This window comes from Corallococcus sp. BB11-1 (assembly GCF_026626625.1).
In the GTDB taxonomy this organism is placed as follows: Bacteria; Myxococcota; Myxococcia; order Myxococcales; family Myxococcaceae; genus Corallococcus; species Corallococcus soli.
In genome coordinates this window covers 828,702-844,796 of record NZ_JAPNJY010000001.1, presented here as the reverse complement: position 1 = coordinate 844,796, position 16,095 = coordinate 828,702, and the positions used below count along the sequence as shown (strand labels likewise).

At 71.6% G+C, this 16,095-nt stretch carries 13 protein-coding genes; 6 read left to right on the top strand and 7 right to left on the bottom strand.

Going from position 1 to position 16,095, the window contains the following annotated elements:
• Positions 1-166 precede the first annotated feature (166 nt).
• Positions 167-934 (bottom strand): ferritin-like domain-containing protein, encoded by a 768-nt coding sequence (locus OV207_RS03575; protein WP_193346381.1) that lies wholly within the window; start codon positions 932-934, stop codon positions 167-169.
• Positions 931-2,130, bottom strand: a complete 1,200-nt coding sequence (locus OV207_RS03570; RefSeq protein WP_267552581.1) for a hypothetical protein — start codon at positions 2,128-2,130, stop codon at positions 931-933. The genes OV207_RS03575 and OV207_RS03570 overlap by 4 nt, the downstream gene beginning before the upstream one ends.
• 278 nt (positions 2,131-2,408) lie before the next feature.
• Between OV207_RS03570 and OV207_RS03565 the strand changes: the two genes are divergently transcribed.
• From OV207_RS03565 to OV207_RS03555, 3 genes are read left to right on the top strand one after another with little or no spacing between them, the layout of a single operon-like run.
• Positions 2,409-4,760, top strand: a complete 2,352-nt coding sequence (locus OV207_RS03565) for a CHASE2 domain-containing protein (protein WP_267552579.1) — start codon at positions 2,409-2,411, stop codon at positions 4,758-4,760.
• Between the two features lie 25 nt (positions 4,761-4,785).
• A complete protein-coding gene (locus OV207_RS03560; protein WP_267552577.1) occupies positions 4,786-5,379 on the top strand; it encodes an SH3 domain-containing protein in 594 nt (197 codons plus the stop codon).
• Positions 5,379-6,353: a M48 family metalloprotease gene (locus tag OV207_RS03555; protein WP_267552575.1), complete on the top strand. Its 975-nt coding sequence runs from the start codon at positions 5,379-5,381 to the stop codon at positions 6,351-6,353. The genes OV207_RS03560 and OV207_RS03555 overlap by 1 nt, the downstream gene beginning before the upstream one ends.
• A gap of 6 nt (positions 6,354-6,359) precedes the next feature.
• Here OV207_RS03555 and OV207_RS03550 read toward each other — a convergent pair whose 3' ends face one another.
• The 3 genes from OV207_RS03550 to OV207_RS03540 are packed head-to-tail and all read right to left on the bottom strand — an operon-like array spanning position 6,360 to position 11,236.
• Positions 6,360-7,931, bottom strand: a complete 1,572-nt coding sequence (locus OV207_RS03550) for an extensin-like protein (protein WP_267552574.1) — start codon at positions 7,929-7,931, stop codon at positions 6,360-6,362.
• Between the two features lie 9 nt (positions 7,932-7,940).
• Positions 7,941-8,900, bottom strand: coding sequence for a ParA family protein (locus tag OV207_RS03545; RefSeq protein ID WP_267552572.1), 960 nt, complete (start codon positions 8,898-8,900; stop codon positions 7,941-7,943).
• Positions 8,901-8,947: 47 nt separating this feature from the next.
• A complete protein-coding gene (locus OV207_RS03540) occupies positions 8,948-11,236 on the bottom strand; it encodes a HEAT repeat domain-containing protein (protein ID WP_267552571.1) in 2,289 nt (762 codons plus the stop codon).
• A 238-nt stretch (positions 11,237-11,474) separates the two neighbouring features.
• Between OV207_RS03540 and OV207_RS03535 the strand changes: the two genes are divergently transcribed.
• Both OV207_RS03535 and OV207_RS03530 read left to right on the top strand, forming a co-directional pair.
• The gene (locus tag OV207_RS03535) at positions 11,475-12,365 is read left to right on the top strand and encodes an NAD(P)H-dependent flavin oxidoreductase (RefSeq protein WP_267552570.1); all 891 of its coding nucleotides are present in this window, start codon (positions 11,475-11,477) and stop codon (positions 12,363-12,365) included.
• Between the two features lie 426 nt (positions 12,366-12,791).
• On the top strand, positions 12,792-13,166 hold the full coding sequence (locus OV207_RS03530; protein WP_193346374.1) for a helix-turn-helix transcriptional regulator: 375 nt from the start codon (positions 12,792-12,794) through the stop codon (positions 13,164-13,166).
• A 19-nt stretch (positions 13,167-13,185) separates the two neighbouring features.
• Here the strand turns inward: OV207_RS03530 and OV207_RS03525 are convergent, their stop codons facing one another.
• Positions 13,186-14,583 (bottom strand): sensor histidine kinase, encoded by a 1,398-nt coding sequence (locus OV207_RS03525; protein WP_267552569.1) that lies wholly within the window; start codon positions 14,581-14,583, stop codon positions 13,186-13,188.
• Positions 14,584-14,639: 56 nt separating this feature from the next.
• Positions 14,640-15,266 carry a phospholipase D-like domain-containing protein gene (locus OV207_RS03520; protein ID WP_193347387.1) on the bottom strand — a complete coding sequence of 209 codons (627 nt, stop codon included), beginning with the start codon at positions 15,264-15,266 and terminating at the stop codon, positions 14,640-14,642.
• Between the two features lie 119 nt (positions 15,267-15,385).
• On the opposite strand from OV207_RS03520, the gene OV207_RS03515 reads away from it, so the two are divergent.
• Entirely contained in the window at positions 15,386-16,060 is a 675-nt protein-coding gene (locus OV207_RS03515) for a TetR/AcrR family transcriptional regulator (protein WP_267552568.1), read from the top strand.
• The last annotated feature ends 35 nt before the right edge of the window (positions 16,061-16,095 follow it).

Below are 16,095 nucleotides of genomic sequence, written 5' to 3'. Positions count from 1 at the left end.
GAAGTCGTGTGCGAAGCCACAAGCTGTGTCCTCGCGCCACGGCCCGCCACGCGCGCCTGCCTGCCCGTCTGGCGGCGAGTCCTGCGGATGACGCTTCCTCGCGCCGGGGGACGCACCGGGCGCGTCGTGTGGACCGCGCCCGGGGTCGCATCCCCGCCTCCCCACCTCAAGGCGCGGGGGCGGGTGCGGACTCCAGGGACGCGCGCGCTTCGGTGGCGACGCCCGCCGCCAGCCAGCCCTTCACCAGCAGCAGGTGTTCGGCCTCCGCGTCCAGGGCCTGCTGGAAGCGGTCCGCGAGCGAGTCGTGGCCCAGGCCGCGCGCCAGGTCGATGAGCAGCTCCCAGCTCGCGTTGTCGGTGAGCTCCGCCACGAGCAGCGCCTCCGTGCACTGACGCAGGTTGGTGCGCGCATCCGAGATGGCCGCGGGCACACCCATGGAGATGACCGCGGAGAGGTCCGCCGACGGCGTCATCGCCGTGGGGTCCGCGCCCATCTTCTCCAGGGCCTCGTTCAGCAGCGCGAAGTGTCCCAGCTCGTCATCGAGGATCTTCGTGAGCAGCTCGCGCGACGGGCCTCCCTCCCAGCTCCCGTACACGTCCAGCTTGGACAGGGCGCCCTCGTAGAGCCGGACGCCGACGCGCTCGAAGGCGAGCCGCTCCCCCAGCTTGTCGATGAACACGGTGGGCTTGCTGCCCTTGAGCATGTCCACCGCGGTCTTCGCCAGGCCCTTGAGGCTGGACGGCGGCGGCACGTGGCCCAGGCCATCCCCCGCCTCGCGGGCGTACTGCTTGCGCACCTCCAGGATGCCCTGCCCGTCTCCCGGGCTGCTGGGCGTCGCGCGCTGCGCCTCCTGGATGATGTCCTGACTGTCGATGGGCGACGTCTTGATGCCGGTGCGGTTCATGCCCACGTCGGCGACGGTGTCCTTGCTCATTGCAGCCTCCTGCCTTCCAGCACCGAACCCATGCGCTCCGCCTTCGCGGCGAGCTCCGTGCCCGGCCTCCAGTGGTATCCGGCCGCCACGGTCTCCGTGGGCGACCCCTCCGAATTGAGCTGTTCGCGGTACTGGACCGAGCGCGGGTCCTCCTCCGCCGGCCCCACGTAGTCCATCCCCCTGGAGCGCATGTCCACCTCTTGCGACAGCACCTTGCGCACGAACTCGCGGTGCTCCTTGAACGCGATGGGCTCCGGGAGCGTGCGGGGCAGCACCTCCGCCGGGTCGCGGCGCTCCAGGTTCTTGAACAGCTCCATCACGTAGTGCAGGTGGCCCAGCTCGTAGTCCACGAAGCGCTGCCACACCGCCTTCACCTGCGGGTTCGTCTCATACGCGAGGCACGAGTAGTAGTTGTAGACCTCCGTGGCCTCGTGCAGCAGCCACTTCTCCAGCATGGATTCGTCCGGGTCGCAGAGCGAGCCGTACTGGGTGACGTGCTGCTCCTCGATGGAGGCGATCTCCGCGTAGAGCTGCCGCGCGAGGGGGTCCGCGAACTGCGGCCCCACGGTCATGTAGTAGTCGTGAGTCTGGAACTCGGCCGCGGTGATGGTGATGGCGTGCAGCTTGGACAGCGGATCCGCCGTCTTGTGGTCGTAGGACCGGCGCACGTCGTCCAACGGGTGGCGGTGCTCCACCGACGTGGGCCGCCCGGGACGGATGTCCGAATAGGACTGGATGAGGTTGTTGGGGTCCTTGCCCTCCACCCGGTCGTAGAGCGCCGAGTAGCGGTACAGGTGGTCGAAGTCCTCCAGCATCCCGAACCGGTAGGTCTGCGCCAGGTAGGGGTCCGGCTCATGGATGGCCACGCTGGCCGTCACCTCGATGGCGAGCTGTTCGAAGCCGAGCGTCGTCTCAAGGGCGCTCTGGTCCGGCGGGTTGAGCCAGTTCACCATCGTCTGCTGGTGGTGCTCCGCGCGGCGCACCAGCGCCAGGTGGGGCCGCAGCTCCCGGTTGAGTCGGGCGAAGATGTGCTTCATGCGCAGCGCGTCCGCTTCGATGCCGTTCATCAGGATGACGCGCGTCCGGGTGAACGCATCGTCGTCCAGCTTGCTGTAGGGACGGCGCACCAGGTCCTTCCAGGTGAAGAGCTGCCGCTCCAGGGGGATGCCTTTTTCTTGGAAGAGGTCCAAAGCCACGGTGTGACTCCTTCGGAAGGGGAGCGGGACCCCAGCGGTCGGGCTGCACTGTGTCCGCCCCGTGAACGGAAGGTCTGGCGGCGTCCCGGTGCTGGCAACCGCGAGGCCTGCGCTGGCCGGCCGACACGAGGGGCTGCAATGGCTCGCAAGGACTCCTGCTCTACCGGCTCTTACGGAGCCCGCTGGATGAAGGTCCAATTCCCGGGGCGCGCCGGAGTGACGGAGGAGCCCATCCCTGGGTTAGCGTCCCCGTCCTGACCTCTCGGGGAGGGGCCGTCGTGACGGGTGAGCCGTGGAAGACCCTCCAGCAGCGCTGGCGCAACCATGGGGCGCAGATGCTGGGCGTCGCGCTGGTGGCCACGTTGGTCGCGTGGGCGTGCGAGCGCACCGGCTGGCTGAAGGGAGTCGAGCACGTCGCCTACGACCGGGCCCTGCGTGCGTACACGGGGAACCGGGAACTGTCCTCGAACGTGGTGGTGGTGGCCATCGACCAGCCCACGCTGACGGGCATCAGCCAGGACGTGCAGCTGCGCACCAACTTCGGCAACTGGCCGTACACGCGCACGCTGTGGGCGAGCATCGTGGAGGAGCTGAAGGCGGCGGGCGCGAGGGCGGTCCTCTTCGACGCGGTGATGGACGAACAGGCGTCGGACGAATCCACCGACCTTGGCTTCGCCCAGGTCTTGCGTGAGACGGACCTGCCCTTCTACGTGGGCATGGTGGCCAACGGCACGGCCAACCCCCTGCCCCGCGCGGACTTCCAGGTGCCCGTGCCGCTGGCCGCGCCTGAAGCCGCGCCCCCTTCGCCGGAGGACACCTTCCCGGAGGACGCTCCCGAAGAGTTCGAGGATGGCCCCGAGACGGCCACGCCCTCGCTGCCCCTCGGGGCACTGGCGCGCGCACTCGCGTTTCCCGCGCGCAGGACGGACGACGGGCAGCCGCTGCCCCTGCTCCAGTACTGGTCGAATAAGGAGAAGCGGTGGCTGCCGCGCCATCCGGTGCTGCCCACGCCCGCGCTGGTGGGCGCGGTGGACGGATTCGGACTGGTGGACACGGAGGCGGACGCGGACGGGGTCATGCGCGGCACGCGCTTCGTGTACTCGGATGGCATCAACACCTACGCGACCCTGCCGGTGCGCCTGGTGGCGGACCTGCTCGGCGCGAAGGAGGTCACCCTCTCCGTCCGCGCGCTCCACCTGGGCGAGCGGACATGGGCCGTGAACGCGGACGGCAGCGCGGCGTTGGACTTCGGCGGCCCGCTGCACGAGCGCTACCCACTGGTGAGCCTGCTGGCCGTGCTCAACGACTGGATCCTCCGCAGCGAAGGGAAGCCCGTGCGCCTGCCCGCGGACACCTTCCGGGGCAAGGTGGTGGTCATTGGCGGCACCACGCCGGGCATCAACGACATCAAGGCGACGCCCTTCTCCTCCACGGAGCCGGGCCTGGCGAAGCAGGCCGCGGTGGTGGACACGCTCCTGTCCGGCGAGTTCATCACGCGCCTGCCCCACGGCATGGAGCTGGGCATCACGTTCCTGGTCGCGCTGCTGTCGGCGGTGCTGCTGATGACGGTGCGCTCGACGCCGCTGGAGGTGGGGTGGACGCTGGGGCTGCCCGTCGGGCTGTACGTGGTGGCGGGCGTGTTCCTGAAGACGTCCCACACGCACCTGCTCACCGCGATGCCGGCGCTCGCGGGCATGGGGGCCAGCGTCGCGGCGCTGGCGTTCAACCACCTGGTGGCCAACCGCGAGACGGAGTTCATCCGCCAGACGTTCCACCGCTTCATGGAGCCGAAGCTGGTGGAGCAGATGATCCGCTCGCGGCAGCTCCCGCGCCTGGATGGGGAGAACAAGGAGATCAGCGCCTTCTTCAGCGACATCCGCGGCTTCTCCACCTTCAGCGAGCACTTCAAGGAGGACCCGCGCCAGTTGGTGCGCATCCTCAACACGTACCTGACGACGGTGAGCGAGGCGCTGCTGCGCGAGGGCGGGTGCCTGGACAAGTACATCGGCGACGCGGTGGTGTGCCTGTTCGGCGCGCCCATGGACCAGGCGGACCACGCCGTGCGGGCCTGCCGGGGCGCGCTGGCGGCGAAGGCGGCGGTGGAGGTGCTGCGCGTGGACTTCCGGCAGAAGGGGTTCCCGGACGTGTACACGCGCATCGGCGTGAACAGCGCGGTGAACTTCGTGGGCAACTTCGGCAGCGACCAGCTCTTCAGCTACACGGCCATTGGCGACGGCATGAACCTGGCCGCGCGGCTGGAGGGTGCGAACAAGGCCTACGGGTCGGTCATCATGATTGGCCCACGCACCTACGAGCTGGCGAAGGACCACATCGAGGTGCGCGAGCTGGACCGGGTGCGGGTGGCGGGCAAGACGGAGGCCGTCACGGTGTACGAGCTGCTCGCGCTCAAGGGCCAGCTGCCGCCGGAGCTGCGACGCACGGTGGAGCGCTACCACGAGGCCCTGGCGCTGTACCGGCAGGCGCGCTTCGCGGACGCGGTGGCGGTGCTGGAGGCGGAGGTGGCGCGGGCCCCGGAGGACGGACCCACCGGGAAGCTGCTGGAGCGCTGCCGTGAATACCTGGAGGCCCCGCCCGTGGATTTCGACGGGGTGGCGAATTTGGAGAAGTGACGGCGTATGCCGTTCAGGGAGCACGATGACACGGGGACTGAAGACGGGCGTCCTGCTGCTGGCGCTGGGGGTGCCAGCGGCGGGGGCGTGGGCGGCGAAGCCGGGGGACAAGCTCTACGTGAAGGCGCGCAACACGCGCGTGCTCGTCAGCGCCGCGCCCACCGCGAACGTGGTGGTGGTGCTCCAGCCCGGCCAGCAGGTGACGTGGAACGGCGCGGATCCGAAGAACAAGCAGTGGCACCTGGTGAAGGAGCCCGGAGGCAAGCCCGGCTACGTGTTCCAGACGAACCTGTCCACGAAGCCGCCCAACATGGAGCTGGTGGCCAAGGACGGAGCGACGCGCGCCATTGACCCGGCGGCCTTCGTGTCCAGCGGCGCGGCGGTGAAGGCGCTGAGCCCCGGCGCGGAGAAGTACGGCAAGGACAAGGGCGGGGACTACGCGACGGCGGTGAAGCAGATCCAACAGGTGGAGGCGCTGGCCGCCGCCGTCACCCCCGCGAAGATCGCCGAGCACGTGAAGCAGGCCGGGCTGTTCCCGGTGGTGGCTCCCAGCACGAGCGTCGGCCCGCAGAAGGTGGCGCAGAGCCCGGCGGGCAAGCCCACGAAGGGGGCGAAGTGATGCGCGCGTACCTGAAGGTCGTGGCGTCGGTGGGCCTGGGCCTGGGCCTGACGTCCTGTGCGCAGGTGACGAAGGGCCTGAAGGCCGCGAAGCTGGGCGGCGACGTGGACCGCTTCGTGGCGGCGTCGGAGAGCACGCAGAAGTGCGACAAGCTGGGCGTGGAGCCCGCCATCCAGGAGGAGTACGCGCTGGGCAGCGCGCTCGCCATCCAGTGGGTCCAGCGCGGCGGCGGGCTGATGCTCTCCACGGCGACGGACCAGCAGCTGACCACGTACGTCAACACCGTGGGCCGTAACCTGGCCATGCAGTCCCCCCGGCCGACGTTGCAGTGGACGTTCGGCGTGCTCAACGACACGCGCAACTTCAACGCGCTGTCCGCGCCGGGCGGCTACGTCTTCGTCACGCGCAAGCTGCTCCAGGGCGTGGAGAACGAGGGCCAGCTCGCGGGCGTGCTGGCCCATGAAATCGCCCACATCGTGATGAAGCACGCGCTGCACCAGTACGCGACGGTGAAGGTGAGCGGCTGCAAGGGCGCGGTCGTGAGCAACGCGATTGTTTCGGCGGCGGCGGGCCGGCTGCTGTCGGCCAGCGACCGTGACGGCAAGCTGGACCTGGATTCGGACACGGGCCTGCTGGCGGACCTGACGGAGAAGACCGTGGAGGTGGCCAGCAAGGGCCACCGCAAGGAGGAGGAGCTGGCGGCGGACCGGCTGGCGGTGGAGCTGATGCTGTCCGCGGGCTACGACCCGGACGCGTACCGGCAGCTCATCGCGAAGACACCGGAGGGCGGCGGCTTCTTCGCCAACCACCCGAAGCGGGACGAACGCGTGCGGCGGATCGCCGAGGTCGTCCGCGAACAGCAGGGCGCCCCGGGCACGTTCGCGGAGCTGTCCACGGACTCGCTCCGGACCCCCGCGCTGCCGGGCAGCTTCACCACGGTGAAGGGCAGCGGCGTGGCGAAGGACTCGAAGTAGGCGTGCTCAGCGCACCGTGGCCTGGCTCAGGGCGCGGTGCACGGACTCCAGGGCCTTGCGCGCCTCCAGCAGCTCGGCGCGTTCGGCGGTGAGGGAGGCGACCTGCTGGGCCAGCACGTCGCGCTCGCCCTGGAGCGTCTCCACGGCGCGACGCAGGGACGCGGACTCGTCCTTGGCGGTCTCCAGCTCCACGGCGAGGCGCTCCTCCTCCGCCAGGCTGTCGGCCAGGGCCGCCTTGCCGCGCGCCACCACCTGCTCCAGCGTCTCGTGCTCCTTCGACGCGGCCTGGAGGGCCTGACGGGACTCCTGGAGCGACAGCAGCGCTTCGTCGCGCTCGCCTTCCAGGGCGGCCAGTTCGCGCTCCAGGTCGGCGAGCAGCTTCACCCGGCCTTCCATCTCCGCGGTGAGGCGGCGCGCCTCGTCCATGCGCAGCCGGGCCTCCTCGGTGGCCTTCTCCGCCTGACGGCGCGCCACCTCCAGGTCCTGGGTGAGCGTGAGGTTGAGGGCCTTGACCTTGGTGAGGTCCGCCTGGAGGTGGGTGATGCGCTCCACGGCGCGCTGGCCGGCCTCCGCGACGGTGGCGGGCAGCGGCTCCGGACGCGGGTTCTCGCGCACGGCCTTGAGGCGGGCCTTGAGGCGCTCGCGGCGGGCCTCCGAGTCCAGCTCCTCGCGCGGCGGGGCCGGCGTCTGCACTTCGACCTGGGCGGGCGGGGACTCCTGTCGGGCCACCGGCTCGGCGGTGGTGACGGTGGAGGCCTGGACGGCAGCGTACGTCGTCATGGGCTCGGCCTCGGGCATGCGGAGGGCCTGAACGCCCATCCGTCCATCGAACTGTACCCCTGGCGGGGGCCCGGCGAAGGTGACCGGCGCGCTCCGGGGAGCTTCCGCCATCGCCGGAGGCGGCGAGGCGAAGGTGACCGGAGCGTCCCTGATGGCCTCCGGCGGCGCGGTGAAGGCCGGAGGCTGCGCGGCGGCGGCGACCGGCTCCGCGGCGGCCGGCTCCACGGCGAAGGACTCCAGCGTGGATTCATTCAGCTGCGCGGCGTGCGCCACGGAGACGTTCCACGCGGACGCGGCGACCGCTTCGGCGACCTCCCGGTGCGACACCGGGGACACAGCCTCCGCATCCCACGCTGACTCCTCCGCGGGCGCGGCCGTCGCCGCGCTCCAGCCGGGCGCGGCCTCCGGGGACTCGTGCTCCAGCCACGGCGCTGGCGGCGCCTCTTCCTCTTCGCGCCGCGCCTCCGGGGACACCAGGGCGGACAGCGCGTGCGACACCGGCGAGAACGTCGGCGCCGTCACCGCCGGCAGGCCCGGGGTGGCCTGCGCGTGGGCGGAGGGGGTGTTCAGCGCCGCTTCAATGGCCTCGGCGGCGGTGGGGCGCGGGGCCCGGCCGCGCTCGATGCGGGCACGCACCTCCGCGGACAGGTCCGGCGACTCCGCGACGGGCGGGGGGGCCTCCGGCGCGGGCTCGGCGGCGCTCGCCGTGGGCTCGGCCGGGTCGAGGGCGCCGGTGAACGCCCCCAGGCGGAGGCGCGGCTTCGCGCGGGACACGTTCTGTTCAAAGGCTTTCTTCATGGCGGAATCTCAGCCGGCTTTCGTGGCGCCGCCGCTCTTGGACGGAGCATGCGCGGCCACCAGGCGCGGCAGCACGTTGTCGAGCATGGCCTGGATGTCGGTGGCCCCCTTGGACGTCGGATCCGCCACGAACACGGGGCGGCCCTCGCTGGAGGCCTGCGCGAACTTGGTGCACTGCCGGATGATGGTGGGCAGCAGGTACTCCGGGTAGTGCGTCTGGAGGGCTTCCAGCGCCTCCTTCGCCAGCTTGAAGGTGGCGTTGAAGGAGTTCACCACGATGAACACGTGGTCCAGCACGTGGTTCAGGTCCTCCTCCAGGCTCTGCACCGTTTCAAAGAGCAGCTTCAGGCCGTGGAAGGAGAGGAAGTCCGCGAGCACCGGCACGAACAGGTCGTTCGCGGCCATCAGCGCGTTGAGGTTGAGCAGGCCGAAGGACGGCGGCGCGTCGAAGACGATGAAGTCGTACTGCGCCTCCACGTCCTTGAGCGCGTTGCGCAGCTTGAACTCGCGGCCGGCCATGGGCATCAGCGCCAGGTCCACCGTGGACATGCTCAGGTTGGACGGGATGAAGTCCAGGTTGGGCAGCGTGGACTTCTGCACCACCTGCACGAGCGGCGTCTTGCGCACCAGCACGTCCAGGAGCGTCTTCTCGAAGTCCTCGCCCTCGTAGCCCAGGCACTTGGTGGCGTGGCCCTGGCTGTCCAGGTCGATGAGGAGGACGGCGTAGCCCAGCTCCGCCAGGCGCCACGCGTAGGACGTGGACAGCGACGTCTTGCCGGTGCCGCCCTTGAAGTTGAGGAACAGCTGCCGGCGGTGGCCCGCGCTGGGGGGGAAGCGGTTGAGCGTCGTCCTCAGCTCCCACACGTCTTCCGGGCCGTAGCTGTCCTTGCGCAGCTCCGCGGGGATGCCCTTCGGAGTCACGCCGAGCATCTCGGCCACCTGCTTCGAGCTGTACGTCGGCGCTTCCATGAACGACCCTTCGGATGACGTGTGAGGCCCGGCCGATGCACCTTGCCTCAAGCGGCGAAGTATTTGTGCCCCCTTCGCACGATGGCCCCTCGGGCCACCAGCAGGGCAACAGCCTCCTGTGCGAGCTCCGCCGGAGCGGACAGCCCGGCCGTCAGCTCAGGGAGCGAGCGTCCCCGGACGGCGACCCGCACCTCCTGCAACATCGCCCCACACAGCGCCTCCACGGGTGAAGGGCCCCGGCGCGGAGGAACCGGCGGCGTGACGGGGGGCGCCGGAATCCGCGTGGGCGGGGGCGCGCCCATGGCCACCAGCGCGGCCTGTACGGGCGTCAGGCGCACCGACGGGGCCTGGGCAGGCGGGGGCGCGGCGGGGACGGAGGCGACCGGCCGCGACGGAGCGGGGGCCGAAGCGAAGGAGACGGGCCCGCCATTCGCGGCCCGCGCGGGCACGGCCCCCTGCATCACGGACGGTGCGCCGCGAGCCACGCCCACGGTGGCGACCGCGAGCGCGGGGGCGGCCATCGGGGCCACCGTCCACTGCGAATCATTCGAGGCCTGTGCCGCCAGCGGTTGTTGCGCGGCGTGGACCGCCATCGCGGGCACGGCGTTCGCGGCCGGGGACGGCTGCGCGGCATCCACGGCGACCCGCGAGGAGGCATTCGCCACCGCCTGGCGTGCGACGTTCACCGCCGCTTGCGCCGCGTTCACGTTCGCCTGCTGCGTCGCGTTCGCCGCCTGGGCGATGCTCAAGGCCTGCTGCGCGGCATCCAGCACCGCCTGCCGCGCCGCGTTCGCCTGGTGCGCGGCACTCACGGCCTGAGGCGCGACAGCCACGGTCGCCCACTGCGCCGCGTTCGCCGCCACCGGCGCCACGTTCAGGTTCGCCTGCGGCGCTGCGTGCATGGCCTGCGCACCATTCACCTGCTGCGCGGCGCTCATGACCTGCGGGGCGACGACACCCACGGCCTGCGCGCCATTCGCCCGCTGCGCGACCACCGGCGCCACGGCCTTCACTTCCAGCGTCGCGCGCACGGGCTTCACGGGCAGCGTCGCCAGCCGGCGGATCTCCCGACGCCGGTGCGTGTCCTCCAGCGCCACCACCGCGGACACGTCCTGCCCGAGGATGCGGGACAGGCTCTGCGCCGCCGCCTTGCGCACGCGCACCTCGCGGTCATCCAGCGCCTCCAGCAGCAGCGCACGCGCGTTCTCCCCACGTCCAGCGCCCAGCGCCAGCGCGGCCAGCGCGCGGACCTCCGAGTCCGTGTCGTGGATGGCGTCCTCGCCCAGCCGCCGCGCCGTCTCCCCTTCCAGCCCCAGCGCCAGCAGCGACGCGCGCCTGCGCACCGAGCGGTCCGAGTCCTTCATCGCCTGCGCCAGGTGCGGCGCCGCGTCCCGGGGCGCCAGCACCAGCAGCGCCTTGAGCGCCGCGATGCGCACCTCCGGCACCGGCGAGGACAGCAGCGGCGACACCACCGACGCGCCCTCCTCCCGGCACAGCCCCGCGAACGCCTGGAGCAGCGCCACCTGCGCCATCGCGTCCGTCTCCGCGTGCAGCGCCGCCGCCAACGCGGGCGCCGCCGCCGGATGCGCCAGCGCCTTCAGCCGCTCCGCCGCGCGCACCCGCGCCGCCGCGTCCGCCGCCGACAGCTCCCGCACGGAGAACCCGAACAGCGTCTCGTCCGTGGGGCTGCCCGCGTGTCCGGACAGCTCCGCCATCTGCTCCGGGCTCACCCGCAGGCGGCCCTCGTTCTGGAGCCGCTGCGCCTCGCGCGCCACCGGCGACAGCCCCGCGTCCCCCGCCACGTACGCGGCCGAGGCCCGCTGCGGCACCGGCGGCGCGGGGCGCTCCGTCCACGGCACCTGGGGCTCCGGCGTCTTGAGCGGCACCGCGGGCCCGCGCATCGGCGTGCGCACCGGCGGCACCGTGTCGTTGCGGAGGATCACCTCGCTGCGCAGCTGCGAGATGAACGACGCCAGGTCGAACCCCAGCTCGTCGTCATCGTCGTCGGACGCGCCGCGCGGCTGCCCGGAGGAATGGATGCGGCTGGCGTCCAGCAGCTTCTCCATCAGCTGGTTGCGCTCCAGGCGCAGCGCGTGGTTCAGCCGCGTCAGCTCCTCGCGCTCCCCCAGGGCCCGGCCGCTGCGGACCTCCAGCTCCGCCAGCTCCCGGCGCAGGTCCAGCTCCCGCTGGTGCGCTTGCGCCAGGTCTTCACGCAGGTGCGACAGCTCGTCGCGCGCGTTCGCCAGCTCGCCATGCAACTGCTGCGCACGGGCCTCGAAGTAGACGATCTTTTCGAGTGCGCTCTTGAGCAGCGCGTCCGGACGCTCGTCACTCACGGCTGAGTCTGGCCTCCCCGCAAAAACGCTCGGCGGCGCTCCCCGGTTCGCGTCACCGAAGGGAACCCCCGGCTCTCCCGACCTCGGTCGGGGGGCGCACCTTACGTCAGCCCTACGTGCTACGTAAACCACGGAAACACCAGGGGTTTTCCCCTCTGGAGACACGCTGCGATTGACAACGCCGCCCAGGCCGATTTTTCGGCCTCGCGCCCGCGAGCACGCGTGCTCCAATGCGCCCATGGCCCCTTCGCGCATCGACACCGCCGTGACCCGGATGTTGGGCATCCGCTATCCCATCATCGCCGCGCCCATGTTCCTCGTGTCCAACGCCGCGCTCCTGGAGGCCGCCGGACGCGCGGGCGCCATCGGCGCGGTGCCGTCGCTCAACTACCGGACCGCGCAGGCGTACCGGGACTTCCTCGCCACGTTCCCGAAGGACGTGCCCTTCGGCGTGAACCTCATCCTCAAGTGGGCCGAGCGGCTGGAGGAGGACATGGCCGCGACGGTGGAGCGCAAGGTGCCGCTGGTCATCACCAGCCTGGGGGACCCCACGCCGGTGGTGGAGCGCGTGCACGCGTACGGCGGCAAGGTGTGGAGCGACGTGATTTCCCTGCGCCACGCGCAGAAGGCCGTGAAGGCGGGCGTGGACGCGCTCGTCGCGGTGGGCTCCGGCGCGGGCGGCCACGCGGGCCACCTGAGCCCGCTGGTGCTGGGGCCGTGGCTCAAGCAGGAGCTGGGCGTGCCGGTGGTGCTCGCGGGCGCGCTCTCCACCGGGCGCCACCTGGCCGCGACGCTCGCCATGGGCCTGGACGGCGCGTACCTGGGCACGCGCTTCCTCGCGACGGAGGAGGCCGGCGCCGCGCCCGACTACAAGCAGGCGCTGGTGGACTCCAGCCCGGAGGACCTGGAGTACACGAAGGAGGTGACGGGCGTGCACGGCAACTTCCTCAAGGGCGCGCTGGAGCGCTTCCGCGCGGGCCAGGGCAAGGCGTGGAAGGACACCTGGAGCGCGGGGCACGGCGTGGCCTTCGTCAAGGACGTGCTGCCCGCCGCCAGCGTCGTGGAGCGCATGGTGCGCGAGTACGCCGAAGCGCGCGCCGCGCTGCCGTCCGTGGACGACGCGGGCTGAGGTCCTCCCGCCGCGCTGCCCTCGGGTGAGACCCGCTCCGGCCCCTCTTCGCCGGAGCGCGCGGTCTCCCCGGACCCTTCAAGAAAAGTCCGGAAGCGGGCGGAACAACCCCCAGGGTCGTGCGACCTCGCGAGGCCTTCCCCTGACGTCGTGGGAGGGGCGCCCAAGCCCGCGCCTACCACCCCGGTTCGACGCTCGCATCACGCGAGAAAACAGCACCCGGGAAGCCTTGCGAAACGAGCGCGTCGGAACGGCGGAAACCGCGAGTTGTCGCGGGTTTGCGGCGTTCGTCCGCACGTCCGGAGATGTCAGACCCCACTCGTAATCTGTGTCTCACGAGGTCACGCAAGGCAGCGACTTCTCCCCGGCACCTCTCCGCCCCCGAAGCGGGGGGAGAAGCTCCTCTTTCGACAGGTTTTCGACGCCATGGAACAACGACTGGCCACCCTCATTGGAAACGCAGTCCGCGCGTCCCGGCAGCGGCTGGAACTGACGCAGGCCGATGTGGCCGAGCGCGTCGGCATCGCCACCGAGGTCTATGGGCGGCTGGAGCGCGGGCACATGCTGCCCAGCGTCCGGACGTTGCGGAAGTTGTGCCTGGTGCTGAGCTGCTCATCGGACGTGCTGCTCGGGTTGAGCGCGACGGCGGCGGTGACGGAGGACGGCGCGCCGCAGCTCGCGGAGGATCCGCCGGAGTACCGCGAGCGTCCCGAGGTGCGCCGGCTCATGCGCACCGTGCGCAAGCTGGACTCCCCGCGTCTGCGGCTGCTGGGACAGGTCGCGCACGCGCTGGAGCGATGAGCGCGGACGGCCCGCGAGGCTACTCGGCCACGGGCTCCGTGCCCGCATCGACGGAGGCGACACCTTCCCGGCGCGGCGGCTGGGAAGGGGCCCCCGCCGCGGGCAGTCGGAGGATGAAGCGCGCGCCGCCCTCCGCGCGGTTCTCCGCCTCCAGCGTCCCCCCGGCGCGCGCCACGTATTCGCGGCACAGCGCCAGTCCCAGGCCGGTGCCCTTGCCGGGCGGCTTGGTGGTGAAGAAGGGCTCGAAGAGGCGCGGCAGCGCGGACTCCGCGATGCCCGGCCCGTTGTCCTCCACCTCCACGCGCACGACTCCGGCCTCCATGCGCGCGCGCAGCACGACGTGCGCGGGGCGGCTGGGACGCACGGACTCCAGGGCGTCCGCGGCGTTGATGAGCAGGTTCACCAGCACCTGCACCAGGTGACGGGGGGTGACGCGCGCGGGGGCCAGGTCCGGCGCCACGTCGTGCTCCACCACGCCCAGGCTGCGCAGGCGCACCGAGGCCAGCCGCTGCGCCTCCGCCAGCGTCTCCGCGACGTCGCAGGACTCCATGCCGCCGGGCTCGTCGCGGGAGAACAGGCGCAGGTCGGTGACGATCTGCTGGATGCGCATCACGCCCTGCTGCGTCTCCTCCAGCACGCGCCGCACGTCGTCCAGGTCCGCGGGCACGCCCTCCGCCCACTCCTCTTCCAGGTAGCGCAGGTTCGACTTCACGTACGCGAGCGGGTTGTTCACCTCGTGGGCCACGCCCGCGGCGAGCTGCCCCACCACCACCAGCCGCTCCACCTCCGCGCGCTGGCGCTCCACGCGCACGCGGCGCAGCTCGCTGTCCGCCAGCTGGCGCAGGGCCTCCACGCGCTCCAGGTGCGCGGTGCGCTCCGCGCCCTGGAGGCGGCGGAAGGTCTCCGCGCCCCAGGCGGACACGAGGAACGTGAAGGTGAGGCTGATGGACTGACTGAGGAACGCCGCCCACGGCGCCCGTGACAGCCACGTCGTCATCACCACCGCGCCCAGCGTGCCCACGATGGCGGACCACACCGGCAGCCGCTGGCCCGGGGTGAAGACGGCGACGAGCAGCGGCACCGTGTAATAGGCGGCGAAGAGCGGGCTGGAGAGGCCTCCGGTGATGTGGATCATCACCGAGAGCGCCGTCAGGCTCACCGCGCCCGCCGCGATGCCGCTCGCCGGGCCGCGGATCCACCCAACGCCCACGAGCGCGCCCAGCAGCACGAACACCGCGCCCCATATCAGGTGGGTCACGAAGAACGCCGGCTGCATCCCGCCCAGCACCAGCGGGTGCGCCAGGGAGCCCAGCGTGATGAGCAGCGCGCACCACCAGTAGGTGCGCCGCTTCACCTGACGGCGGACGCGTTCGTCACCGTCCACGTCGCCGTGCGTCTTGGGACCGAGGAGCGCCACCCGGAGCTAGTCCGCCCGTGGGCGCGTCGCGCGGGTGCGAGGGGCGAGGGACGGCTTCATGCGGTGTTCTCCCGTGGGCGACGCAGGCGCCGGGATTGACCCAGCCGCACCCCATCACGCCCCTGTTTCTTCGCCTGTCCCACGCCGGAGGGCAAGATGGGGTCGGGACACACGGCGCGAAGACGGCAGCCTCGACACTCCGCGCCATTCCACACCGCGTCAAAAAGGGCCGTCGTCCGGTCGATGACGTCGAAGTCCTCCGTGACGAAGCCCATCTCGAAGTTGCGCACGTCGTCCCCCTTGGCGCCCAGCCCCGCGCCGGTGAGGTTCGCGCTGCCCAGGTAGACCCACGCCCCGTCCACCACCACCGCCTTGAAGTGCACGCGCGGGCAGACCTTCAGCTCCAGCCCCCCCTTCACCAGCCGCGAGCGGGCGTCGAACGCGGCCCGGAACGGCCGGCTGGGCAGCTCCGCGTGCAAGAGCCGCAGCGCGACGCCCCTGGCCGCCAGCCCGTCCAGCACCTCCAGCAGCGGCACGAACTTGCCCCGCGCCCCCTCCACGTACATGGCCTTCACGTTGGCGGTGGCGATCCACACCGACTCGCGCGCCTGCGCCAGCTTGCGCAGCACCACCTCCCGGTACAGCGCGCTGCCCGCCAGCAACTCCGCGTCCATGGGCCTCATCATGTCACCCAGCGTCGCACACCCGACTACACTGCGCCATTCCCCCGGAACCGTTGGCCCCCGGATGGATGACCGCCGGTCAGCTTGACGGGTGACCGCTGGTCATTTAACTCCGGGTGATGGTGGGCACTCCGGCACCCAGGCGACAGGCTCCCGCGCGCGCGCGGCGGGACGAGGACAAGGAAGCGCGGCGGCGGGAGCTGCTGGACGCGGCGCGGGCGCTGTTCGAGGCCACGTCCTTCGCCGAGGTGAAGATGGCGGACGTGGCGGCGCGGGCGCGGCTGGCCAAGGGGACGGTGTTCCTCTACTTCCCGACGAAGGAGGCGCTGTTCCTGGCGCTCCTGGACGACCTGCTGACGGCGTGGTTCGCGAAGCTGAACCAGCAGCTGGCGCAGGGCGAGGGGGCGTGGAGCGCGGAGCAGCTGGCGCGCACGGTGGCGCAGTCGCTGGAGGGGGAGGAGACCTTCACCCGGCTGCTCGCGCGGATGCAGACGGTGCTGGAGCAGAACGTCACGGTGGAGCAGGCGCGGCGCTTCAAGGAGCGCGTGCTCATCTCCATGGGAGAGACAGCGGTGCTGCTCCAGCAGCGCCTGCCCTTCCTCACCCCCGAGGACGCGGGCCAGCTCATCCGCCACGTGCACGCCCTGGTGACGGGCCTGCGGCAGATGGCGGACATCGCCCCGGTGGCGCGCGAGGTGCTGACGCTGCCGCACATGGCCCCGCTGCGCGTGGACTTCACCGCTGAGCTGACGGCGGCCATCACCACCCTTCTTCGCGGGCTCCAGGCCCGCTGACCCACACCCCGCGGTACCGGCCGTTCTTTTGCGAA